Annotated in this window: 19 protein-coding genes; 9 read left to right on the forward strand and 10 right to left on the reverse strand. The window is 62.5% G+C overall.

Annotated features, from left to right (window positions below):
- The first annotated feature begins 228 nt into the window (after positions 1-228).
- Together ppa and P3T25_RS32110 are read left to right on the forward strand one after the other, a co-directional pair.
- Positions 229-756: an inorganic diphosphatase gene (gene ppa / locus P3T25_RS32105; protein ID WP_154558944.1), complete on the forward strand. Its 528-nt coding sequence runs from the start codon at positions 229-231 to the stop codon at positions 754-756.
- Between the two features lie 298 nt (positions 757-1,054).
- Positions 1,055-3,160, forward strand: a complete 2,106-nt coding sequence (locus P3T25_RS32110; protein WP_429360913.1) for an FUSC family protein — start codon at positions 1,055-1,057, stop codon at positions 3,158-3,160.
- A gap of 84 nt (positions 3,161-3,244) precedes the next feature.
- Here the strand turns inward: P3T25_RS32110 and P3T25_RS32115 are convergent, their stop codons facing one another.
- Positions 3,245-3,571 carry a GIY-YIG nuclease family protein gene (locus P3T25_RS32115; RefSeq protein WP_266241264.1) on the reverse strand — a complete coding sequence of 109 codons (327 nt, stop codon included), beginning with the start codon at positions 3,569-3,571 and terminating at the stop codon, positions 3,245-3,247.
- A gap of 9 nt (positions 3,572-3,580) precedes the next feature.
- The gene (locus tag P3T25_RS32120) at positions 3,581-4,750 is read right to left on the reverse strand and encodes a GNAT family N-acetyltransferase (protein ID WP_429360916.1); all 1,170 of its coding nucleotides are present in this window, start codon (positions 4,748-4,750) and stop codon (positions 3,581-3,583) included.
- Between the two features lie 133 nt (positions 4,751-4,883).
- Between P3T25_RS32120 and P3T25_RS32125 the strand changes: the two genes are divergently transcribed.
- Together P3T25_RS32125 and glnK are read left to right on the forward strand one after the other, a co-directional pair.
- A complete protein-coding gene (locus P3T25_RS32125) occupies positions 4,884-6,584 on the forward strand; it encodes an NAD+ synthase (protein WP_266257418.1) in 1,701 nt (566 codons plus the stop codon).
- A gap of 138 nt (positions 6,585-6,722) precedes the next feature.
- On the forward strand, positions 6,723-7,061 hold the full coding sequence (gene glnK, locus P3T25_RS32130; protein WP_006048444.1) for a P-II family nitrogen regulator: 339 nt from the start codon (positions 6,723-6,725) through the stop codon (positions 7,059-7,061).
- Positions 7,062-7,300: 239 nt separating this feature from the next.
- On the opposite strand, the gene P3T25_RS32135 is transcribed toward glnK, so the two are convergent.
- From P3T25_RS32135 to P3T25_RS32155, 5 genes are all read right to left on the reverse strand, one after another.
- The gene (locus tag P3T25_RS32135; RefSeq protein ID WP_154558949.1) at positions 7,301-8,425 is read right to left on the reverse strand and encodes a porin; all 1,125 of its coding nucleotides are present in this window, start codon (positions 8,423-8,425) and stop codon (positions 7,301-7,303) included.
- Positions 8,426-9,017: 592 nt separating this feature from the next.
- Positions 9,018-9,797, reverse strand: a complete 780-nt coding sequence (locus P3T25_RS32140; RefSeq protein ID WP_429360919.1) for an ABC transporter ATP-binding protein — start codon at positions 9,795-9,797, stop codon at positions 9,018-9,020.
- A 49-nt stretch (positions 9,798-9,846) separates the two neighbouring features.
- Entirely contained in the window at positions 9,847-10,560 is a 714-nt protein-coding gene (locus P3T25_RS32145; protein ID WP_097391735.1) for an ABC transporter permease, read from the reverse strand.
- Positions 10,557-11,246: an ABC transporter permease gene (locus P3T25_RS32150; protein WP_154558951.1), complete on the reverse strand. Its 690-nt coding sequence runs from the start codon at positions 11,244-11,246 to the stop codon at positions 10,557-10,559. The genes P3T25_RS32145 and P3T25_RS32150 overlap by 4 nt, the downstream gene beginning before the upstream one ends.
- Positions 11,247-11,526: 280 nt before the next feature.
- Positions 11,527-12,303: an ABC transporter substrate-binding protein gene (locus tag P3T25_RS32155; RefSeq protein WP_429360922.1), complete on the reverse strand. Its 777-nt coding sequence runs from the start codon at positions 12,301-12,303 to the stop codon at positions 11,527-11,529.
- Between the two features lie 368 nt (positions 12,304-12,671).
- Here P3T25_RS32155 and P3T25_RS32160 point away from each other — a divergent pair, with 368 nt between their 5' ends.
- Positions 12,672-13,382 (forward strand): pirin family protein, encoded by a 711-nt coding sequence (locus tag P3T25_RS32160; protein WP_154558953.1) that lies wholly within the window; start codon positions 12,672-12,674, stop codon positions 13,380-13,382.
- 181 nt (positions 13,383-13,563) lie between these two features.
- Here the strand turns inward: P3T25_RS32160 and P3T25_RS32165 are convergent, their stop codons facing one another.
- Complete coding sequence (locus P3T25_RS32165) at positions 13,564-14,094, reverse strand: periplasmic heavy metal sensor (RefSeq protein ID WP_154558954.1); 531 nt, start codon at positions 14,092-14,094, stop codon at positions 13,564-13,566.
- Between the two features lie 219 nt (positions 14,095-14,313).
- Here P3T25_RS32165 and P3T25_RS32170 point away from each other — a divergent pair, with 219 nt between their 5' ends.
- Both P3T25_RS32170 and P3T25_RS32175 read left to right on the forward strand, forming a co-directional pair.
- Positions 14,314-15,039: a response regulator gene (locus tag P3T25_RS32170; protein ID WP_054035058.1), complete on the forward strand. Its 726-nt coding sequence runs from the start codon at positions 14,314-14,316 to the stop codon at positions 15,037-15,039.
- A complete protein-coding gene (locus tag P3T25_RS32175) occupies positions 15,023-16,342 on the forward strand; it encodes an ATP-binding protein (protein WP_154558955.1) in 1,320 nt (439 codons plus the stop codon). The genes P3T25_RS32170 and P3T25_RS32175 overlap by 17 nt, the downstream gene beginning before the upstream one ends.
- A 136-nt stretch (positions 16,343-16,478) precedes the next feature.
- Here P3T25_RS32175 and P3T25_RS32180 read toward each other — a convergent pair whose 3' ends face one another.
- On the reverse strand, positions 16,479-16,745 hold the full coding sequence (locus P3T25_RS32180; RefSeq protein WP_054035057.1) for a hypothetical protein: 267 nt from the start codon (positions 16,743-16,745) through the stop codon (positions 16,479-16,481).
- Positions 16,746-16,930: 185 nt separating this feature from the next.
- Positions 16,931-18,622 carry a sensor domain-containing diguanylate cyclase gene (locus P3T25_RS32185; RefSeq protein ID WP_154558956.1) on the reverse strand — a complete coding sequence of 564 codons (1,692 nt, stop codon included), beginning with the start codon at positions 18,620-18,622 and terminating at the stop codon, positions 16,931-16,933.
- Between the two features lie 722 nt (positions 18,623-19,344).
- Here P3T25_RS32185 and P3T25_RS32190 point away from each other — a divergent pair.
- Positions 19,345-21,096: an ABC transporter permease gene (locus tag P3T25_RS32190; protein ID WP_154558957.1), complete on the forward strand. Its 1,752-nt coding sequence runs from the start codon at positions 19,345-19,347 to the stop codon at positions 21,094-21,096.
- Positions 21,097-21,115: 19 nt separating this feature from the next.
- Positions 21,116-22,462: an AAA-associated domain-containing protein gene (locus P3T25_RS32195; RefSeq protein ID WP_093643836.1), complete on the forward strand. Its 1,347-nt coding sequence runs from the start codon at positions 21,116-21,118 to the stop codon at positions 22,460-22,462.
- The last annotated feature ends 5 nt before the right edge of the window (positions 22,463-22,467 follow it).

The raw sequence follows: 22,467 nt of genomic DNA on the forward strand, positions 1-22,467 counted from the left end.
CAGGCCGAGGTTCAGATACGCGATGTTCACAAACGAGAGGCACAATCGAGCGACGCCAGACGATTATCGCGCCGATCCAACCAGAGGTGCCATCGGCCGATTGGCTATAATGGCGTATTCCGCACTGTCCGGCCGTAGCGCCTCGTGCTGGCGAGTTTCGCGATTCACGCCGCTCGAGTTCACGCGCCGCACGCCGTGTTCCGAATTCCATCTGATCAGAGAGCGCTCATGAGCTTCAATCACGTCCCCGCAGGCAAAGACCTTCCGCAAGATTTCAACGTCATCATCGAAATCCCGGCGCAAAGCGATCCGGTGAAGTACGAAGCTGACAAGGAAACGGGCCTGCTCCACGTCGACCGTTTCATCGGCACGGGCATGCGCTATCCGGCGAATTACGGCTACATTCCGCAAACGCTGTCGGGCGACGGCGACCCGGTCGACGTGCTGGTGATCACGCCGTTCCCGCTGCTGGCTGGCTCGGTGGTCCGCGCCCGCGCGCTCGGCATGCTGCAAATGACTGACGAATCGGGCGTCGACGCCAAGCTGGTCGCCGTCGCGCATGACAAGGTCTGCCCGATGACCGCTGATCTCAAGTCGATCGACGACGTTCCGGCATACCTGAAGGACCAGATCAAGCACTTCTTCGAGCAATACAAGGCGCTGGAAAAGGGCAAGTGGGTAAAGGTCGACGGCTGGGCCGGCATCGAAGCCGCTCACAAGGAAATCACCGAAGGCGTGGCGAACTACAAGAAGTAAGCTGCGTTACATCGGTGCTTGATGAAAAAACCGCGTGAGCCTGCAAGGGCCACGCGGTTTTTTCATGGGCGGCGTTTTCAGGAATTCCGCTCCCCGCCCAGCGTGTCTTGCGGTCAGTGCGCCTGCCTGGCCGGGCGTTGCAGCGCATAGACACAACGCATCGAATGGATGAACCGAAGGCATTTTTATATATGAGTGTTAACCCTTATCATTCGGCGGCCACGGCAGGTTTTCCGCCGTCGGCGTATTAATGCGCTGAGGTAGCGCCAACGTGCATTTTTGGAAGCCCACCGTCCGGATGCTGAATCGCAAGTCCAACCCTTCGTCGCTGCGCTGGCCGAGCCGCCTTTACGCGAGCCTGTACGCGCTCGTCACTGCGATCTACCGCAGACGGCCGGTATGGATGGTGTCGTTTTCGACGAGCGAGGCCAATCTGTCGGAAGGGCTGAGAGCCGCCTGCGCGTCCACCGCCATGCTGGTGCTCGGCAATCTGCTGCACGACCCGGTTTTTGCATGGGCCGCGATCGGCGCTTTCTGGACCTGTCTCGCCGACGCGGCCGGCTCGAATCGCGCGCGCTTCGCCTCGATGATGGGCTTTGCGCTTCTGTCCACCGTGTGCGGTGGCGTGACCGCCTTCGCGTCAGGCGAGGGGGCGGTGTTCGCGGCGCTCGCCATTCTGGTATTCACGGCGCTCGGCGCGTTCGGCAGGATCTGGGGCGCCGCGACATCGCAGGTGACGATTCTCGCAGCGACCGCCTGCGTGGTGATGGTCGACCGGCCGATGCACCACCTTCGCGAAGGTGCGGCGTTTCTCGGCATCTATCTGGCCGGATGCCTGTTCGCCGTCGTGCTGAGCTTGACCGTCTGGCGCATTCATCCGTTCGGCACGAGCCGCGCTTCGCTGCGCGCGGTGTATCTGCGTCTGGCGGACATCGCCTTCGACAGCGCGCGACTGCTCGAAGAGCGCGCAGCGCCTGGCGAGTGGGCCACGCATGCCGCGAAATTTCGCGCTGATGCACGCGCTGCGCTGGAGCGCTCACGCAAGGCACTGGCGAACGTGCCTGGCTCGAAAACGGCCGGCCGGGAAGCCTACGACAATCTGCTCGCCCTGCTGACCGAGAGTGAAGCGCTTTTTGCCTACCTGATTGCGGTCACCGGCGCCTGCGAAAAAATCCCCGAAGACGCACGTCGCGCCAGACGTGCGGCCCGGCTGCTGACCGGGCTGGGCGAGGTTCTGCGAAGAATCGGCGCGGCCACCAACGAAGCGCAATGGAACCGTCTCGCCGACCTGCAACTCCGTTTGCGACGCCTTGCGCGGCGACTCGAATCCGCGCTGATGGAACCTGTGACATTGAAGTTCGACTTCGAACTGGTCGATTTCGCACCGACGACTGCCCAGCCGCTCGGGTGGTCGGACAGTGCCGTCAGACTGCTGACGCGGGCGTGGTCGACCCTCAAGGCAAACTTTTCCGTTCAGTCGGTCGGCTTGCGCCACGCTGCTCGCGTAGGCGTCACGACCACGGCGGGCTTTCTGGTCATCCGGGCGCTCGGGCTTCCCTTCGGCTACTGGGCAACCATGGCGACGCTGCTGATCCTGCAACCGTCCATTGCCGCGACCTGGCCACGGAGTATCGAGCGCGCTGCAGGGAGCATCGTCGGGGGCGTGCTGGCGGCCGGCATCGGCTATGCGATCCATTCGCCTCTCGGCATTTCATTGGCGGTGTTTCCGCTGGTGGTGGCCACCATGGCGCTGCGTCCCGTCAGCTACAGCCTGTTCGTACTTTTCCTGACCCCGACCTTCGTGCTCGTGGCCGACTTCGCGACGCCCGGCGCCAGCGAATTCGCCTTCGCGCTCACACGGCTCGGCAACAATGTGCTTGGCTGTGTATTGGCGCTGCTGGCAACGTTCTATCTGTGGCCGACGCGGGAAAAAGTCGACTATCGCGCCTATCTGAGCGACGCGGTGCGAGCCAATCTCGCGTATCTGAGGGCGGCACTGGAGTCGCCGGACCGAAGCGAGAAGGACATGGAACGCCTGCGCCGAGCTGCTGGCCTGGGCAGCAATAACGCCGAGGAGGCTATCGGCCGCATTCGACTCGAAAAGCTCGAGGACTCGATGGTCGACACGGTGACGCTGACGGTACTGAGCGTATTGCGAAAAATGGCGGGAACCGCGACCCAACTGCGCTTGAGTACGAACCGGCGCAGCATGCACGATGAACTCGACGCGTGGATTGCGGCCACGAGCACGGACATCGACGCGGCTTTGAACAGGACGTTGCGGCCGATCCGGCACGACCTTCCCCCGCGGGAGCGGTTGACGTCGCTGGAGGCGGACGCGGTGGGCGAAATCGCGCTGATGCATCGGCTGCTGACTGAGCGGATGCGAGAGGCGAGGGGGTAGGCGGTGCGCAGAAGCATCCGCCTTGGCATGGTCCGCTGACTATCGCTTTGCAGCCAGAGCGCGCGTGACGAAGCGAAGTTGCTGTTAAGACGTGCCGGTTTCTTTTTCCACTTCCTCCGTGGCAACCGGCTCGGGTTCGGGCACGGGCAACACCGATTCGAGCGTGCGCAGTCCCGCTCCTAGCGCCCGCTTTTCGGCAGGCGACAAACGCTTGACCCAATACTCGGCGCGCGAAGCGCTTGATCGGTCGGCCAACTCAAACGACACCAGCACCTGCACCGGTTTGCGCGAGCGCGTATAGCGCGCGCCTTCACCGCTCACATGTTTGTCGAAGCGAGCCTGCACATCGGTGGCAATGCCGGTATAGACGCTGCCGTCCGAGCATTCGAGCAGATACAGAAACCACGCCATGGGTACGCTTCAACCTTTGAACGGATTGTGTTCGCGCAGCTCGTCCACATACGCGTGGATGCTGTTCTTTTCGTTGTCGAGGAAGTGGCCGACCGCATCGGCGAAGCCCGGATGCGCGAGCCAATGCGCCGAGCGCGTCACAGTCGGCAGAAAACCGCGCGCCATCTTGTGCTCGCCCTGGGCGCCGCCTTCGAACGCACCGAGCTTTTCTTCGATGCAGAATTCGAGCGGCTGATAGTAGGCGGTTTCGAAGTGTAGGCAGGGCACGTGCTCCAACGCGCCCCAGTAACGGCCATAGAGCGTACCGCCGGTTTTCCCGTCGCGCTGATAGACCACGAGCGAACTGGCGATCGGCTTACCTTCGTATTCGGCGATCACCAGCAGCAGATTTTCCGGCATCGACGCACCGATCATCCGGAAGAAATCGAGGTTCAGATACGGACTCGAAAAGTGCTCGCGGTAGGTTTGCCGATAACACTTGCTGAAGAATCGCCAGTCGGCGTCCTGGATGTCTTCGCCGCGAATCCGCCGCATCGTCACGCCGGCCTCCTGAACCTTGCGACGCTCCGCGCGGATGTTCTTGCGCTTCTTCTGTTCGAGCGTGGAAAGGAAATCGTCGAAGTCGCGATAGCCGTCGTTCAGCCAGTGGAACTGCACGCCTTCGCGCTGCATCATGCCCATGTCGGTCAGCGCAGTGCTTTCCGTTTCGGTCGGAAACAGCACGTGCAGCGACGACACGTCGGCCTGCTCGGCGAACGCCATCAGCGTCGCGGCCAGATGCCTGAGCGCATGCGTATCCGCCGATAACAGCCGGTTGCCCTGCACCGGTGTGAACGGCACCGCGCACAGCAGCTTCGGGTAATACGGCAGGCCGTTGCGTTTGTACGCGTCGGCCCACGCCCAATCGAAGACATACTCGCCGTACGAGTGCCCCTTCAGATATACGGGCGCGGCGGCCGCGAGCTTGTCCGTGCGCGGGTCGGTGAGCGTGACGAATTGCGGCGCCCAGCCGGTATCGGCGACCGCGCAACGGGTCGCGTGCAGTGCGCTCAAGAACTCGTGCCGCAGAAACGGCGTGGGCTGCGCTTGCTGCGCAAGGAGGGCATTCCATTCCGCGGCGTCTACCTCGGAGGGCGACGCCAGAATGCCCGTGCGATAATCAAAGCGTTCCTGGTTCAATCTGTGTGACTGTTCCCAATGAGCGGCGCCAAGCGTTTAGCGATGCGTCGTTCGTTTATCCGATTTGTCCGTTGCCGTCGAGCTAACCAGCCACGGTACTCGCAAGCCGCCTGGCTTGCCTGTCGATCCTGCCATGAAGACCCGAATCGCTCTTGCTCAAATCAATGTCACCGTCGGCGACTTCGCCGGCAATGTCGCGAAGATTGTCGCTGCCGCGCGCGCCGCGCACAACGATGGTGCGAAGCTGCTGATTGCGCCAGAACTCGCGCTATCCGGCTATCCACCCGAAGATCTGTTGCTGCGTCCCGCGTTCTACACCGCGAGTGCGGCGGCGCTCGCCGATCTGGCCACGCAACTGAAGCCCTTCGCCGGCTTGCATGTGATCGTCGGCCACCCGCTGCGTGACTTGACGCACAGCGCGGCAAACGGCCATGGTAATGCAAACGCGCCGATCGAGCGCGGCGTGCCGCCGGTCGATACCTTCAATGCGGCCTCGCTGATCGTCGACGGGGAAGTGGCCGGCACCTATCGCAAGCAGGATTTGCCCAATACCGAGGTGTTCGACGAGAAGCGCTACTTCGCTTCCGACCCGCAGCCGTTCGTGTTCGAACTGGACGGCGTGAAGTACGGCGTGGTGATTTGCGAGGACGCGTGGCATGCGTCGGCCGCGCAAATGGCGAAGGCGGCGGGCGCGCAAGTGCTGCTGATTCCGAACGGCTCGCCCTATCACCTGAACAAGGAAGCGGTGCGCTTCGACATTCTGCGCGCGCGGATTCGCGAGACCGGCTTGCCCATGGTCTACGTGAACATGGTCGGCGCGCAGGACGAACTGGTGTTCGACGGCGGCTCATTCGTACTCGATGAAAAGGGCGAGCTGGTCGCGAAGATGGCGCAGTTCGAGGAAGGCAACGCGATTGTCGAGTTCGACGGCGGCAAGCCGGTGCCCACGGTGATTGCGCCGGAACTCTCGCTCGAAGCGCAGGTGTATGCCGCGCTCGTGATGGGCGTGCGCGACTACATCAACAAGAACGGCTTCCCCGGCGCGCTGATCGGCCTGTCGGGCGGTGTGGATTCGGCGCTGGTGCTGGCCGTCGCGTGCGACGCGCTGGGCGCTGACCGCGTGCGGGCGGTGATGATGCCGTCGCGCTACACCGCCGACATTTCCACCACCGACGCAGCCGACATGGCGCGCCGCGTCGGTGTGCGTTACGACGAAATCGCGATCGCGCCGATGTTCGACGCGTTCCGCGGCTCGCTCGCCGAGGAATTCGCCGGCCGCGCCGAAGACGCCACCGAAGAAAACATTCAGGCCCGCATCCGCGGCACCTTGCTGATGGCGCTGTCGAACAAGTTCGGTTCGATCGTGCTGACCACCGGCAACAAGAGCGAGATGGCGGTGGGTTACTGCACGCTCTACGGCGACATGGCCGGCGGCTTCGCGGTGATTAAGGACATCGCCAAGACGCTGGTCTACAAGCTGTGCCATTACCGCAATCAGGCCACGACCTTCGGCAAGCAGAACGTGATCCCCGAGCGGATTCTGACACGCGCGCCGTCGGCCGAGCTGCGCGACAACCAGACCGATCAGGACAGCTTGCCGCCGTACGAAGTGCTCGACGCGATCATGCGCATGTACATGGAAGAGGACCGCTCGCTTGCCGAAATCATCGCGGCGGGCTACGCGGTCGACGACGTGAAACGCGTCACGCGCCTCATCAAGATCAACGAGTACAAGCGCCGTCAGGCGCCGATCGGCATTCGCGTCACGCATCGCGCGTTCGGCCGCGACTGGCGTTATCCGATTACGTCGCGCTACACCGAGCCGGTGGAGTGAGCCTCAGGCGAACGGCTGCGGACTTACCCCATAGCAGACCAGAAGCACGCGCCGGATTGCCGCAACGCATCCGGCGCGGCGTAGAATAAAAATCATCCATTCTCCTTTCAACCTTCCCATCACGAGACGAGGTCCGCCATGAAGCGCATCACTGCAGTCATCAAACCGTTCAAACTCGACGAAGTGCGCGAGGCGCTTGCTGAAGTCGGCCTCACGGGGTTGACCGTGACGGAAGTCAAAGGCTTCGGTCGGCAAAAAGGCCACACCGAGCTCTATCGTGGTGCAGAGTATGTGGTCGACTTTCTGCCGAAAGTGAAGATCGAAGTGGTCGTCGCGGACAACCAGTGCGATCAGGTGATCGACGCGATCATCGGCGCGGCGCGCACCGGCAAGATTGGCGACGGCAAGATTTTCGTCGCGGACGTGGAGCGTGTGATCCGGATTCGCACGGGTGAGGAGAACGAAGCGGCAGTTTGAGCGGTTCGACTCGCACTGTTGAAACGCAGAGTTAAAGCGCCGGTATTGACATCCGCGGCACGCACGCACCGATCAGGTGCGCCGGGGCAGTGGCAAAACCGTGCGCGCAAATAAAAAACGGTGCGATACCCTTTCGGACATCGCACCGATACGCGCCTCTCGCAGCAGCGTGAAAAAGATTCTCTTGGAGAACTTGTTACTACGCCCCGAAGGAAGTCCCCCCGGGGCACACTGTTCGATTAGAACGAGTGCTGAATACCTGCATACACGCCGGTCTGGCTCTTGCCATGCAGCGGGTTCTCGTTGTACGAGACCGTGCCGTCCGAAGCGGTGATGTTGCCGCCATTGCCTGCGCCGTTCGCGTCCAGACCGAAGTTAGCCGTCTTGCTGTTGCGCACGGTGGCCACCTGGAGGTCCAGCAGCGTGCGCTTGGACAGGTTGTACGAGCCGCCGATCGTGTAGATCGTTGCGTTACCTCCGCCCTTGTTCGCATTCACGTGATAGACCGCCGCGATCAGTGCGGCAGCCGGCGTGGCTTGCCACGTCACACCACCCCATTCGTGATCGAGCGAGGTCGGCGACGCGCCTGCTGCGCTGGCCGCGCCCGACGTACGGATCGCCTGGTACGCGGCCTGGACCTTGAACTGGCCGAGGAACACGTTGGCCGCGGCCGTGTATTCACGCGAGAAGTTGAACGGGTCGGTGAACTGGCCGTTCTTGTTGTTGCGGATTTCGTCGTACAGACCGCGCACCTGGAACAGCGACGACGTATAGGTCAGTTGCAGACCGGCTTCGCGGCCTTGCGGCGTCGAGCCGTTACCGTTCCAGCTCGTCGCATTCGACAGGGCGTACTGACCGTACATGTCAAAGCCGTACAACTTCGGCGATTGGTAGGCAATGTTGTTGCTCGATTGCGGCCAGTTGCGGCCACGCACCAGCGATGCCGACGACCAGTTCGACTGACCGAACGGGTCGAAGTCCCACACGCCGTTCGAGATGAAGAGCATGCGGCCCAACGTCAACGTACCGTACGCGTCGTTCGCCATACCGACCGTTGCCCAGCGATTGAAGAGACCGCCGCCGCCAGGGCCTTGACCGTTCATGGTGTTGAACGAGCCTTCCAACTGGAACAGGACCTTGTTGCCGCCACCGATGTCTTCGACACCCTTCATGCCCCACAGGCTCGTGCCCCAGTCACCGCTTTCCGCACGGAAGCGCGAGGTGGAACCGGTGTAATTAGCGTTCGGAAGGCCACTGATGTATTCGAGGCCAGCGTCAAGGCGGCCGTACAGCGTCACGCTGCTTTGGGCGTGCGCAACTACACCGGCTGTCATCAGCGCCGCGGCGAGCAAAGCTTTCTTCATCTTCTCCTCCATACCCTGTCAAAAAGTGAAACCTAGTACTGCGAATGGTGTTCGGACGCAAGCGCGCCGAACAGAAATCGGTACCAGGGAGATTAGCGGGTGGATTGGGTCTCCTGCCGTGACGGATAGCCTCAGCGGGCTATTCCTCGCGTCATGCCGATCCCTCGCCGACCGGTTCTCCTCTGTTGCTTTGAAGTGAAACTACTTTTAATGAACTTTGTTTTGCTACTTTGGTTACTAATTTATCAAAAATACCCTGGAGTGGGAGAAGAAATTAGTACCGGCTTGGGCCGGTGTCTCCAAATTGCAATACGAATGTGTGCAAGGAATGGTCGCGATATCCCCAAAAAGGCGGGAAACCCTTATGCCGTAAGGGAATCACGGATTGGGACGAGCAACGTCAAGGATTGCCACTATTGACGCTTCAAATGCGGCAGAGTAAGGCGGAAAGAGAGTGGCTCGGGACAGGTTCGGGCCCATTTTCGAGGTCAGAACGGCCGGAATGCACAGGTGAGCGAAGTAAAAAAGGCGCTCGTAAGCGCCTTGTAATATTACTTTGACTACAGCCCAAATACCAGGCTGTACGACAGTCTTATTTGAGGCTGCCGGAGAGGAACTGCTTGAGCCGTTCGCTCCTGGTGTTTTTGAAGACTTCGTCCGGATGGCCTTCTTCTTCGACCCGGCCTTGATGCAGGAACATCACGTGATTCGACACGTTGCGCGCGAACGCCATTTCGTGCGTGACGACGATCATCGTGCGGCCTTCTTCGGCGAGCGTCTGCATGACCTTGAGCACTTCGCCGACCAGCTCGGGATCGAGCGCCGAAGTCGGTTCGTCGAACAGCATCACGTCCGGATGCATGGCCAGCGCGCGCGCGATCGCGACGCGTTGCTGTTGACCGCCCGACAAGTGTGACGGGTACTGCTTCTCAAGACGAGGCGCGAGGCCTACTTTCTCCAGATACTCGCGCGCGCGCTCTTCGGCTTCCTTGCGCTTCAAACCCAGCACGTTGACCGGTGCCTCGATGATGTTCTCGAGCACGTTCATATGCGCCCACAGATTGAAGTGCTGGAACACCATCGACAGTCTGGTGCGCACGCGCTGCAACTGCTTCGGATCGGACACGCGCAAAGCGCCGTTCTTGGCGAGCTGCGTGCGGACTTCTTCTCCGTCGACGAAGATGCGTCCGGAGTTCGGCTGCTCGAGGAAGTTGATGCAGCGAAGCATCGTGCTCTTGCCCGAACCGGATGAGCCGATCACGCTGATCACGTCGCCGGCGTTGGCCTTCAGCGACACGCCCTTGAGGACTTCGTTGTCGCCGTACTGTTTGTGAAGCTCGTCGACGAAGAGCTTTTGCTTCTTGGTGTTCATCGGGGTCCTTGGCGGGCTTACTTGCTTGGGGGCGTAGCGCCCATCTTGTTTACTTGCCTTGCGGCCGCAGGTAAGCGAGCCAGCGGCGCTCGGCGCGGCGGAACAGCCATACGAGCGCAAAAGAAATCAACAGATAGAGCAGGGCGGCGAGGCCGAACGCATTGAACGACTGGTACGTGGCCGAGTTCACATCACGGGCGATCTTGAGGATGTCCGGCACGGTCGCGGTGAACGCGACGGTGGTGGCGTGCAGCATCAGGATCACTTCGTTGCTGTAGTACGGCAACGCGCGGCGCAGCGCCGACGGCAGAATCACCCGCCGGTACAGCGTGAACGACGACATGCCATACGCGCGCGCCGCTTCGATCTCGCCATACGGCGTGGCCTTGATCGCGCCCGCGAAAATCTCGGTGGTGTATGCGCAGGTGTTCAGCGTGAACGCGAGCAGCGTGCAATGCATGCCGTCGCGAAAGAACGCGTTGGTTAGCTCGTGGTTGCGGATGATTTCGAGGCTGTACAAGCCGGTGTAGCAGAGCAGCAGTTGCACGTAGAGCGGCGTGCCGCGGAAGATATACGTATACAGCCATACCAGACCGGCGAGCCATTTCTTCTTCGACACGCGCGCGACCGAGAGCGGAATCGACAGGCAAAAGCCGAGTCCGATCGACACCACCAGCAACCACAGCGTGATGACGACGCCGGTGAGGCGGTAGCCGTCGGTATACAGATAGTTGCGCCAGTATTCCTGAATGATCTCGATCATAGATCCGCCTTTCGCACGCCGGTCGAGTAACGCTTTTCGAGGTACATCAGCACGAAGTTGGACACTGTGGTGATGACGAGATAGATCGCCCCTGCGAACAGGGTGAAGAAGAAGAACCGCAGCGTGCCCTTGCCCGCATCCTGCGAGGCCTTGACTACATCCGCGAGACCGATGATCGACACCAGCGCCGTGGCTTTCACCATCACCTGCCAGTTGTTGCCGATGCCGGGCAGCGCGAAGCGCATCATCTGCGGGAACATGATCCGCGTGAACACCTGCCAGCCGGTCATGCCGTAGGCCGAGCCCGCTTCGAGCTGGCCGCGCGGCACCGCGAGGAACGCGCCGCGGAAGGTCTCGGTGAAGTACGCGCCGTAGATGAAGCCCAGCACCGCGACGCCGGCCACGAATGGGTCGATGTCGATCTGGTCCCAGCCGAGCAGGTCGGTCAGGTTATTCAGCCAGATCTGGATGCTGTAGAACAGCAGCAGCATGAGCACCAGGTCGGGCACGCCGCGCACGAGTGTCGTGTAGACGGTGCCGGCACCATGGGAGAAGCGGTTTTTCGACAGTTTCGCCGCCGCGCCGAGCAGGCCCAGCACGAAAGCGAACGCCAGCGACAACACCGCCAGTTTGACGGTTTGCCAGGTGCCGTTGAGAAGCAGCGGGCCGTAGCCTTGAAGGAACATATGGGGTCCTTGACGATGCGTTTGTGACGCAGCGCGAAAGACGCGGCCAGCTCTGCGCCGCGTTTGCCGCGAGCCTGGGCCCGCCGTTTCCTGCGGCGCACAGCGCACCGCTGTGCAAATCATGACTGCATGGCCGTTGCCGGTCTTGCAGCGCGCTTTTCGATTCTTGTTGTGAATCGGGGTTGAAGCTGCTTCTGAAACTGCTTGTTGAGGCTATCAGCGACTGTATTACGAAGCCTCGGGAAAGCCCATGCGGGCGAGCCCCGAGTTGATGACCCACTCAACGACCAGGATAGATATCGACGTCGAAGTACTGCTTTTCCAGCTTCCTGAACGTACCGTCCTGGTGTACTTGCGCCAACGCCTGGTTGAGCATCGTTTTCAGCGCGACGTCATCCTTGCGCAGGCCGATGGCCGTGCCTTCACCGATCGTCTTGGGGTCCTTCACTTCCGGGCCGGCCCAGGCGAAGCCTTTGCCGCGAGGCGTCTTCAGGAACCCGGCGTCGGCTTGCAATTCGTCCTGCAACGCGGCGTCAAGACGTCCCGATGCGACGTCGGCGTACACCTGATCCTGATTCTGGTAGGACACCACGGTCACCCCTTTGGGCTCCCAGTACGCCTTGGCGTAGGCTTCCTGAGTCGAGCCCTGCTCGACGCCGACATGCTTGCCCTTCAGTGATTCAGCCGTAGGCAGCAGGGGCGAGCCGGCTTTGGCGATCATGCGGGCCGGCGCGTCGAACAACGTGTCGGAGAAATCGATCTGTTCGCGGCGCTTGTCCGTGACGGTCAGCGATGACACGATCGCGTCGAACTTCTTGCCCTTCAATGCCGGGATGATCCCGTCCAGGTCCTGCTCGACCCACACGCACTTGACGTTCATTTTTGCGCACAGCGCTTTCGTCAAATCGACGTCGAAGCCGACGACCTGGCCGCTGGCCGCCTTCGATTCGAACGGCGGGTAGCTGGCGTCCACCCCGATGCGCACGGTTTTCCATTCTTTCGCCATGGCGCCGGTGGCCATGACGGCAAGCGCCACGCACAGTGCGGCCTTCTTCATGTTTCTCCTGGATCAAACTGATCGTCGTGGTGTGCCGATCTCGACGACCGCCGGCTCGTGGCCGGCCGTCGCTATTCTAGGCGGTCAAAATTGTCGCGCCGCGTGCAAGTGCCGCTTCGGGCCCGCCGGCGCGCCTTCGGCGCCCACGCGTCTTGAAAAGGGCGGTATTTTACCCGATCAGGGGCAGCGCGCCAGTGCGGGACGGCGCCGGCTGCCGGTGGGCGGGCGCATGCGTTGTGCATGCGCGACGGTCCCGGCGCGCGATTGCACGGATTTATGGAACGATCCAGTGCGTCGTTGCCGATTGTTTAGTGCGCCTCGCGCCCATACATTCTGGGCATCGCTATTTACTCACCGGGAGATCCCCCATGATCGAGATTCGCCGTTCCGACGAACGTGGCCACGCCAATCACGGCTGGCTCGACTCGTATCACAGCTTCTCGTTTGCCGACTACCGCGACCCGCAACACGTGCATTTCGGACCGCTGCGGGTGATCAACGAAGACCGCATCGCCGGCGGTCAGGGCTTCGGCACGCACGGCCATCGGGACATGGAAATCGTCACGTATGTGCTCGAAGGCGCGCTCGCGCACCGCGACAGCATGGGCAACGGCTCGACCATCCGTCCCGGCGACGTGCAGCGCATGAGCGCCGGCACGGGCGTGCAGCACAGCGAGTTCAATGCATCGCAGGACGAGCCGGCGCACCTCTTGCAGATCTGGGTGATTCCGCAACGCGCGGGCGACCAGCCCGGCTACGAGGAAAAGCGCTTCGACGACGCCGACAAGCGCGGGCGTCTGCGCGTGGTCGCCTCGCCCGACGGCCGCGACGGCTCGGTGACGATTCACGCGGATGCATCGATTTACGCGGGGCTGATCGATGGCGCGGAACAGGCCACGTTTGCGTTGCCGAAAGGCCGGCTGGCGTATGTGCACGTGGCGCGGGGCGCGCTGACCGTGAATGGCAAAGCGCTCCACGCCGGCGACGCCGCCAAGCTCAGCGAGACCGATACGGTGACGCTCGAAAACGGCGACAACGCCGAAGTGCTGCTGTTCGATCTGGGTCCGCTCAACGGGTAAGTGCCAATCATCGGACGTTCTTTCATCGCCCGATGGTTGAGGGTGGCTGGTTGCGAGCGCAACGAGTCCCCGGCTTGAAGCGTGAGTTGCACGCAAACAAAAACGCCACGGAAGTTTTTCCGTGGCGTTTTTTCATTCGGACGACGGCCGCGCGAGCCGCCTTCCGCCTGCTTCGACCCGCTTACTGATTCGCAGCCGGTGCCGACGCTGCACCCTTATCATGATGTTCCCAGCGGTCGCGCATCTTCTCGTGACGCGCTTCCATCTTCGCAAAACGCTGCTTCAGCGCCGTGCTGACGGTGGTCTTCTGCTGGTCGTTCAAGCCGTTATAGAGCTTGAGCCACGCGTCCGTGGTTTGCTGACGCAGTTGCGCGTCTTTCTGCTCGACCTGCTGGTGCGCGGCAGCCATGGCGTTCAGATCCAGAATCGGCTGTTGCTGCGCGGCCTTCATCTGGTTCTTGATCTGTTCATGGTTGGCGCGCATGGCCTCATGGTTCTGTTTCATGGTGTCGAGCGCGGCTTGCCATTGCTTTTCCTGATCCGCGTTCAGCTTCAACTGGTCATGCAGTTGCGTCAGTTCCTTCATGAAGTGGCCATGCCAGCCGCCGGGGCCGCCGTGATCGGCGGGTTGGGCGGCATAGGCAGCGCCCACGCCAATCGCGAGGGCAGTGGCGGCAACGGCGAGAACGCGCGACATTTTTTTGGTGGACATGTAAGACTCCCTGTAATGGAATAGCCGACGATGCAACCGGTAATGTGGACGGCCTGCATTCGGTAAGTCACAGCGTAGAGAACTGCGCCCGGCGCTGTGTTACGTGGCTTGATGCGGCTGTTACGGGTCATTACGTACGGCTTTCACCGTAACACCCGGTAACCCTTGCGGACCGTCTGAAATCGAAAACCCTTCCTGCTGCGCGTTAAACTTCATCCCATGGCTACTCAAATACTGGTTGTCGACGACGACGTCGAATTGCGCGATCTGCTACGCGACTATCTGGCCCGTCAGGGCATCGAAGTTTCGGTGCTGCACGACGCGGGCACGCTCGAGCGCAGGCTCGAACGCGAGCGTCCGGATCTGATCGTGCTCGATCTGATGATGCCGGGCGTGGACGGGCTGACCGCGTTGCGCAAGCTGCGCGCGTCGGGTGACGACATCCCTGTGATCATGCTGACCGCACGTGCTGACGACGTGGACCGCATCGTCGGGCTTGAGCTCGGCGCGGACGACTATCTCGGCAAGCCGTTCAACCCGCGCGAGCTGTTGGCGCGCGTGCAGGCGGTGCTGCGGCGCCGCCGCACGCTGCCGTCGGCGGCGGCGCCGGAGCAGCGCGAGCCGTTCAACTTCGGCCGTTTCACGCTGGATTTCCAGTCGCGTACGCTGCATCTCGAAGACAAGCCGCTCACGCTGTCGGGCAGCGAATTCGCGCTTCTGAAGATTTTCGTCAATCACCCCATGCGCACGCTCACGCGTGAGCGTCTGCTCGAACTGCTGCATGGTCCGGAATACGACGGCACCGATCGCGGCATCGACGTACAGGTGTGGCGTTTGCGTCGCATTCTCGAAACCGACCCGTCCACGCCGCGCTTCATTCAAACGGTGCGCGGACGCGGCTACGTGTTCGTGCCGGACGGCGAACAGCATGCGCCGGCCCATTGATTCGCTGTTCGGGCGGCTGGCGCTGCTAGTTATTGCGGTGCTGCTGCTGTCGCATTTCGCGTGGTACGCGCTTATGCGGCTCGAGCGCAGCCAACTGCAAACGCGCTACGCAGTCGAGGAAGCCACCTTTCTCGTCGACGCGGTGCGCCAGCACGTCGCCCGCACGCCGGACCAGCCCTTGCCGTCGCGCGTCAGGCTGGTCGATCCGGCGAGCCCCGACGTACCGCCGGATAACACCGCGCTGCCGGCGCCGCTTGAACGGTTCATCGAGGACGTGCGTGATCGCATGCCCACCGGCACGCTGGTGCGGATCGGCCAGCCTGGTCGTCCACCCACGCTATGGGTGCGCGCCACCACGGATCGCAGTTGGATCGTGGTGCCGGTGCAGCCACTGCGCACGCCTCGCTCGCTCGATCGCACGGTGCTATGGCTCGCGATCATTTTCTCGTTCGCGGTGATGGCGGCGCTTTTTGCGGCGTGGGCGCTGCAGCAGCCGTTGCGCTCGCTTGCCCAGGCGGTGGCGCGCTTTGGCCGCGGCCTGCCGGTGCCGCCGGTGCCTGAACGCGGTCCGCGCGAGTTGCGGCAGTTGACGCACGGCTTCAACCAGATGGTTCAGGAAGTGGCGCGCACCGAACACGACCGGGCCGTGATGCTGGCCGGCGTCGCACACGACCTGAAAACGCCGCTGGCGCGCTTGCGGCTGCGCGCAGAAATGATGGAAGAAGTGAAGATGCGTGACGGCGTCGTGCGCGACGTCGATTCGATGACGCATATCGTCGAACAGTTTCTGGTGTTCGCACACGACGGCGCCGATCGCAGCGAAGCGGTCGAAGTGGACGGGCAGTGCGAGCGCGTGGTCCGCAGCTATCGTGCGGTCGCCGCCGGTGGGCCCACGGTGCAGACCGAACTCAACGCAGGGCCGGGTTTTCTGCTGCCGGCGGCGACGCTCGACCGGATCCTGTCGAACCTGTTGGACAACGCACATGCCTACGGCGCGCCGCCGATCGTCGTCGCCACGGCGCGCACGGCGCAAGGCTTCGCGCTTTCAGTGAGCGACAACGGCAGTGGTATCGCCGCGCAGGACCTGATCAATGCCAGCCGGCCGTTCGTTCGGCTCGACCCGGCACGCGGCGGCAATGGGCATAGCGGGCTGGGGCTTGCGATCGTCGAACGTCTGGTGCGGCGTGCGGGTGGGGAGTGGGAAATCGGCAATCACGACGGCCGTGGCTTGCGGGTCTCGATGAGCTTTCCCTTCGATGTGGTGCCGCGTGTCGTGGCGGCTTCGGAAAACGCCTGGGGTTGAGCGGGGCAAGGGCGGCAAGCGCCTGCCCCACTATATATATGTCGCAATGTGATGTCCGAACGCGAGGTTCGGAATGCGGCGTCTGGGTCGCAATGCCGGATGCGCTGTCTGCAATGCGAGTCCGGCAAACTTTGCGCTAGTCTGAAAACAGCGTGTTCAACGCATTTGCCGCGTCACCATCCACCGTATTCCACGTTACCGTTTCGGCTTCGAAGATGTAGTGCGTGGTGTACTTGCCGAGACGCGTGAGTATCTCTTCCTGAATCAGTTCCGGCGCGACCTCCAGCTTCAGATACCACGCGGTCGACGACAAGCGCGTCTGGAACGCGCCATATTCGGCCAGCAGATGGTCGAATGCGTCAGCATCCTGATCGCGACAGACGATGACCAAATTTCCCTTCATGCGAATCTCCCGTTAGAGCGGTAGCGGCAACCTCAATGTCAGGGTTGATGATACCTGCTTCGTTACGGGACGCCCGAGGCCGAGACTTGCTTTGCATCAGCGACAGCACGCATCGGAGCGCCGACGGCACGACGGCGCGAATTTAATTCGGAGACGACCGGCGCAATACCTGGCGTTAGCAGGCGTCACCAGGCGTTGACCACCGTCCGCGCGGGCGGCGCGGTGTCGTCGGGCGGAAGGGCTTCGGTGCGGTCGCGGCCGCCCGTCTTTGCCGCATAAAGCGCCGTGTCGGCGCGGCTCATGATGCGCTCGGGCAGATCGTCGGACGAGAGTTCGGTGATGCCGATGCTCACGCTCAAACCCACCGAGGCCGGCAACTTCGGCGAAGGAATTGCCTTCAGACGCAGGCGCAAGCGTTCGACGACTTCGCGGCCGCCGGCCAGATTCGTGGCCGGCAGCAGCAAGCCGAATTCTTCACCGCCCAGCCGGCCGATTGCATCGGTGCCGCGCAGTTCGGCCCGGCAGGTGTCGACGAAATGTTCGAGCGCGCGGTCGCCGGCGGCGTGGCCGAAGCGGTCGTTGATCTGCTTGAAGTGGTCGAGGTCGGCGATCGCCATGCACAGCGGCTCGTTGCCCGCATGCGCGCGTTCGATCTCGTGGCGCAGCAGGTCGAGGAAGTAGCGCCGCGACAGCGCGCCGGTCAGCGCATCGTGGCGCGCCTCAGCCGAGAGCAGCGTGTTGGCCGATTGCAATTGTTCTGCAAGGTCGCGCGTGGCGCGATGGTGGCGCCGCTCGCGCACGTACGACACGGTGATGACCCACGCGAGCGCGACGGTGCCGGCCAGCGTCAGAAACACCAGCAGATGGTCGCGCTTGTGATTGCGCAGCAGTTCGGGCCAGGCCGCGAGCGGATCGACCAGATGCGCCGACAGCCCCGAGTTCAGGCCGCTGCGTGCCTGGTACAGCGATGGCGCCGGCTGCTCGCTCATGCCGAACAGCTGTTCGGCGACACCTGAGGGCACCCAGGGCGCCTGTTCGCGCACCCGCGTGTTGACCTGAATCTGGATGTCGGGGAGGATTTCGCGGCGATAGATGGTCAGGCGCTCGGCGGCGCCCATCTGCGTGACGTGCGAGTTCGGTAGCGCGTGGCCTTCGAGTGCGCTGTTGTGCGCCATGATGATGACGCCGTTTTCATCGGCGACGAAGGTACCGGCATGCGCGACCCAGTGGCGCAGCCGCGCGATCCCCACCTTGGCCACCACCACCCCGACCAGCAGACCGTCGGCGTACACCGGCGCCGCGATGAAGATGCCCGGCTCGCCGCTCTGGCGGCCGACGCCATAGGCTTCCGAAAACGCGCCGAGCAGGGCATTCGTCAGGTAGCCGCGCGTGCGCATATCGGCGCCGACGAAGGAGTGCTCCGCGGCAAGCGGTCGATTGACGGAGTTGCTGGATGCGACGCAGATGCCGTTGGCGTTGACGAGCCAGACCTGGTCGAGCCCGGAGAAACCTTGCGCGTCGTGCAGGAAATTGCTCACGGCCAGCATCTGCTGGTCTTTTAGCAACGCGGCGCGCAGAGCGGGTTCCGCCGCTGCGCCGTTCGCGGCATAATTCTGCGATTGCACCAGCGCGTGCTGGACCACGTCCATTTCGGCCATGGTTGCGGGGATGGCCCGAGACATGGCGAGGTCGCTGGCGATCACCTCCGCCATGTTGTCGACGATCGACGTGGACATCTGGCGTTGCGTGCGCAACGCCGCGTCCAGCTCTTGCTGTACCATCCGGTCCGCGACCATGCCGGCCACGAACCAGCAAACGAGCACGATCAGCACGAAGCTGATCGGTCCGGTTGCCTGGCGCAAGGTTGTCCTGTTCATCGACCCTCTGATTCGTCTGGCTGTGACATGCAACTGGCTCATTCGTGGCAGCGCCCCGGCGCTGTTTCGCCCCTGTGGAAGCGGCTGGCGATACGCCCTCGGTGTGGGCCGCGTTGTGGGCCGGCAAAACCGCAAAGAGGCGTGCCGTTTCTTGATTTTAACCGTCATGGGGCCTGACGCCACCGTTATTGCGGGAATGCGAAGTACGTCCGCTTTGCCCATCAGGTTCTTAACGGCAGCGCATCAGCTTTCTGAATGGCTGCGCGGGTTTAACAGGTGTTTGAAACCGGTCCGCGCAGCAATCGCGATTGCTGGGAAAGTGGCTGGCGCACGACAGTAGGTGGACCGCTGCACATGCTCACCCTCGCTGGCCGGAGGCGGTCGCCGGGGCATTCGACGCTATTTGTTGCTATTTGCCGTGAAAGGTTGTGCCTGAAACATAGGATGGTGTAGTGTCGTGCCGTCCAAAACAAGGAAAGCCCGCCAGCCTTCGGGCGGCGCCTGCGGCGACAGGAGCCCGGCTTGACGGTTGCAGTCCCGGGCGGGCTTGCCCACGGACCTGTCCGTCACCGGTCCACGTGTCTCCAACGCTAACGATTTACCGCGCACATGCGTTTTGCCATGCCTGATTTCCGCTGCCTGGACCGATCTACAGACTGCCGCGCCGAAGCCGCGGCCCCCTGCGTGCGTTTGAATACCTGTATGAATAGGGAGAGCGTCTGATGGATTTCAGCTTCAACCTGAAGCGCACCGCCAATGCCTCGGCATGGCGGGTGTTACCCAATCGCTGGGACTTCGTCGCCTTTCCGCTGATCATCTGCATCATTGCGATGGCGGCGATCGGCTTTCACGAGACGCTGGCGCCGATGTCGACGCTCAAGACTCAGGCGATCTCGCTCGACGCGTCGAATCTGCCCGAGTACGCCATGCGCACCACGCTGCGCATGCTGGCGGCGATGGTCGCCTCGCTGACCTTCACGCTGGTGTACGGCACGCTGGCTGCCAAGAGCCGCCGCGCGGGCATGGTGCTGGTGCCGATTCTCGACATCCTGCAGTCGGTGCCGGTGCTTGGCTACATTTCGTTTACGGTCACGTTCTTCCTCGCGCTGTTCCCGGGCCGCGTGCTCGGCGCCGAGCTGGCGGCGATCTTCGCGATCTTCACGAGCCAGGCGTGGAATATGACGTTCAGCTTCTACCAGTCGCTGCGCACGGTGCCGCGCGATCTGGACGAAGTGTCGCGCGGCTTTCATCTGACTTCATGGCAGCGCTTCTGGAAACTCGAAGTGCCGTTCTCGATGCCGGGCCTCATCTGGAACATGATGATGTCGATGTCGGGCGGCTGGTTTTTCGTGGTCGCGTCCGAAGCCATTACAGTCGGCAACAATACGATCACCCTGCCGGGGATCGGCGCTTATCTCGCGCAGGCGATTTCCGACAAGAATCTGCACGCAATCGGCTGGGTGATCCTTGCCATGACGGTCGTGATTCTTGCGTACGACCAGTTCATGTTCCGCCCGTTGGTTGCGTGGGCCGATAAATTCCGCATGGAAACCACCAGCTCAGGCAATGCGCCGGAATCGTGGCTGCTCGACCTGATCCGCCGCACGCATCTGATTCACCGTCTGCTGGTGCCGCTCGGCTGGATGTTCGCCAAGGCCGCGCGCGTCAACTTCACGTTGCCTGCGTTTGGCGGCCCGCGTTTCCAGATTCCGCAGCGCGAGAAGACTTCGCGCATCGGCGACATTGTCTGGGCGGCCGTGGTGTTGCTCGCCACGGTCTATGTGGTGTACCGCGTGATCGCGTACGTGCGAACCGGCGTGTCGCTCGACGAAGTCTGGCACGTGCTCGTACTGGGGCTGATCACGCTGCTGCGGGTGGTGGTGCTGATCGCGATCGCTTCGGTGATCTGGGTGCCGATCGGCGTGCTGATCGGCCTGCGGCCGGCGCTGGCCGAGAAGGTGCAGCCGATTGCGCAGTTCCTCGCCGCGTTCCCGGCGAACCTGCTGTTCCCGGTGTTCGTCATCGCCATCGTGCGCTTTCATCTGAACCCGGACATCTGGCTGTCGCCGCTGATCGTGCTCGGCACACAGTGGTATATCCTGTTCAACGTGATTGCCGGTGCGAGTTCGTATCCGAACGACTACCGGGAAGCGGCCAAGAACTTCCATATTCGCGGCTGGCAATGGTGGCGTCAGGCGATGCTGCCGGGCATTTTCCCTTATTACGTGACTGGCGCGATCACCGCGTCGGGCGGCGCGTGGAACGCCAGCATCGTCGCGGAATTCGTTCAGTGGGGCGACACCAAGGTTGCCGCGCATGGCTTGGGCGCTTACATCGCGCAGACCACCGCAGCAGGCGACTATCCGAAGATCATTGTGGGCATCGCCGTGATGTCCCTGTTCGTGACCCTGTTCAACCGCCTGCTGTGGCGTCCGATGTTCGCCTACGCTGAAGCGAAGCTCCGGCTAGATTGAGAATTAAAGGCTAAACGCGATGCAAAATCCTAAAGCTGCTATGACCGCCGCGCCGATCCAGACCCCGCCGATGCCGCCGCGCCTCGGTGAAGAGATCCTGCGCGTCAAGGACGTGTGCCGCGGGTTCAACAAGTCGCAGGGCGAGCTGCTCGTCCTCGACGACGCGAATCTGTCGTTGCGCGAAGGGGAGATCGTCGGGTTGCTGGGCCGATCGGGCTCGGGCAAATCGACGCTGTTGCGCATCATCGCCGGTCTGATCGAGCCGACCGACGGCGAAGTCACGTATATGGGCAAGCCGCTCGACGGCCCGGCCAAGGGTGTGGCGATGGTGTTCCAGACCTTCGCGCTGTTCCCGTGGCTGACCGTGCTGCAAAACGTGGAAGCGGGACTCGAAGCACAAGGCGTCGGCGCGAGTGATCGCCGTACGCGCGCGCTGGCGGCGATCGACCTGATCGGTCTCGACGGTTTCGAAAACGCGTATCCGCGCGAGTTGTCGGGCGGCATGCGTCAGCGCGTCGGCTTTGCGCGCGCGCTGGTGGTCGACCCCACGTTGCTGCTGATGGACGAGCCGTTCTCCGCGCTCGACGTGCTGACCGCCGAAACGCTGCGTACCGACCTGCTCGACCTGTGGACGCAAGGCCGCATGCCGATCAAGGCCGTGCTGATCGTCACGCACAACATCGAGGAAGCGGTGTTCATGTGCGACCGGATTCTGGTGCTGTCGTCGAATCCGGGCCGTGTGATCGCCGAGATCAAGGTGCCGTTCAAGCATCCGCGTAACCGTCTGGACCCGGCGTTTCGCCGGCTGGTCGACGACATTTACGCGAAGATGACCGCGCGCCAGACCGACGAAAAGACCAAGAAGGGCCTCGAGTTGCATAGCTGGCTACCGCATGTGTCGACCAACCTGATGGCCGGTCTGATCGAAACGCTGGCCGCCGCACCGTACCACGGCCGTGCCGACATGCCGGAAATCGCCCGTTCGCTGCACCTTGAGGTGGACGATCTGTTCCCGGTCGCCGAAGTGCTGCAGCACCTGGGCTTCGCCGACATCCGCGAAGGGGATATTTTCCTGACGCCGCCGGCGCGCGTGTTCTCCGAGTTCGGCACCCAGGAGCGGAAGATGATGTTCGCGGAACATCTGCTCCGCCACGTGCCGCTCGCCGCGCGAATCAAGAAGGTGTTGAACGAACGGCCGGGGCATCGTGCGCCGCGCGTGCGTTTCGAGCAGGAGCTGGAGGATTTTCTGTCGGACAGCGCCGCGGAAGAGACGCTCGACGCAGTGATCAACTGGGGCCGTTATGGCGAGATCTTCTCGTACAACGACCAGACGGAAATTTTCAGTCTGGAAGACGTGGAGTCTTAAGCCCG

The organism is Paraburkholderia sp. GAS32, from assembly GCF_050434225.1.
Classification (GTDB): domain Bacteria; phylum Pseudomonadota; class Gammaproteobacteria; order Burkholderiales; family Burkholderiaceae; genus Paraburkholderia; species Paraburkholderia madseniana.

Excerpts from the sequence above, each read along its gene's own strand:
- ppa (WP_154558944.1), top strand. The coding sequence starts at position 229 with ATGAGCTTCAATCACGTCCCCGCAGGCAAAGACCTTCCGCAAGATTTC.
- P3T25_RS32110 (WP_429360913.1), top strand. The coding sequence starts at position 1,055 with ATGCTGAATCGCAAGTCCAACCCTTCGTCGCTGCGCTGGCCGAGCCGC.
- P3T25_RS32115 (WP_266241264.1), bottom strand. The coding sequence starts at position 3,571 with ATGGCGTGGTTTCTGTATCTGCTCGAATGCTCGGACGGCAGCGTCTAT.
- P3T25_RS32125 (WP_266257418.1), top strand. The coding sequence starts at position 4,884 with ATGAAGACCCGAATCGCTCTTGCTCAAATCAATGTCACCGTCGGCGAC.
- glnK (WP_006048444.1), top strand. The coding sequence starts at position 6,723 with ATGAAGCGCATCACTGCAGTCATCAAACCGTTCAAACTCGACGAAGTG.
- P3T25_RS32135 (WP_154558949.1), bottom strand. The coding sequence starts at position 8,425 with ATGAAGAAAGCTTTGCTCGCCGCGGCGCTGATGACAGCCGGTGTAGTT.
- P3T25_RS32140 (WP_429360919.1), bottom strand. The coding sequence starts at position 9,797 with ATGAACACCAAGAAGCAAAAGCTCTTCGTCGACGAGCTTCACAAACAG.
- P3T25_RS32145 (WP_097391735.1), bottom strand. The coding sequence starts at position 10,560 with ATGATCGAGATCATTCAGGAATACTGGCGCAACTATCTGTATACCGAC.
- P3T25_RS32150 (WP_154558951.1), bottom strand. The coding sequence starts at position 11,246 with ATGTTCCTTCAAGGCTACGGCCCGCTGCTTCTCAACGGCACCTGGCAA.
- P3T25_RS32155 (WP_429360922.1), bottom strand. The coding sequence starts at position 12,303 with ATGAAGAAGGCCGCACTGTGCGTGGCGCTTGCCGTCATGGCCACCGGC.
- P3T25_RS32160 (WP_154558953.1), top strand. The coding sequence starts at position 12,672 with ATGATCGAGATTCGCCGTTCCGACGAACGTGGCCACGCCAATCACGGC.
- P3T25_RS32165 (WP_154558954.1), bottom strand. The coding sequence starts at position 14,094 with ATGTCCACCAAAAAAATGTCGCGCGTTCTCGCCGTTGCCGCCACTGCC.
- P3T25_RS32170 (WP_054035058.1), top strand. The coding sequence starts at position 14,314 with ATGGCTACTCAAATACTGGTTGTCGACGACGACGTCGAATTGCGCGAT.
- P3T25_RS32175 (WP_154558955.1), top strand. The coding sequence starts at position 15,023 with ATGCGCCGGCCCATTGATTCGCTGTTCGGGCGGCTGGCGCTGCTAGTT.
- P3T25_RS32180 (WP_054035057.1), bottom strand. The coding sequence starts at position 16,745 with ATGAAGGGAAATTTGGTCATCGTCTGTCGCGATCAGGATGCTGACGCA.
- P3T25_RS32185 (WP_154558956.1), bottom strand. The coding sequence starts at position 18,622 with ATGAACAGGACAACCTTGCGCCAGGCAACCGGACCGATCAGCTTCGTG.
- P3T25_RS32190 (WP_154558957.1), top strand. The coding sequence starts at position 19,345 with ATGGATTTCAGCTTCAACCTGAAGCGCACCGCCAATGCCTCGGCATGG.
- P3T25_RS32195 (WP_093643836.1), top strand. The coding sequence starts at position 21,116 with ATGCAAAATCCTAAAGCTGCTATGACCGCCGCGCCGATCCAGACCCCG.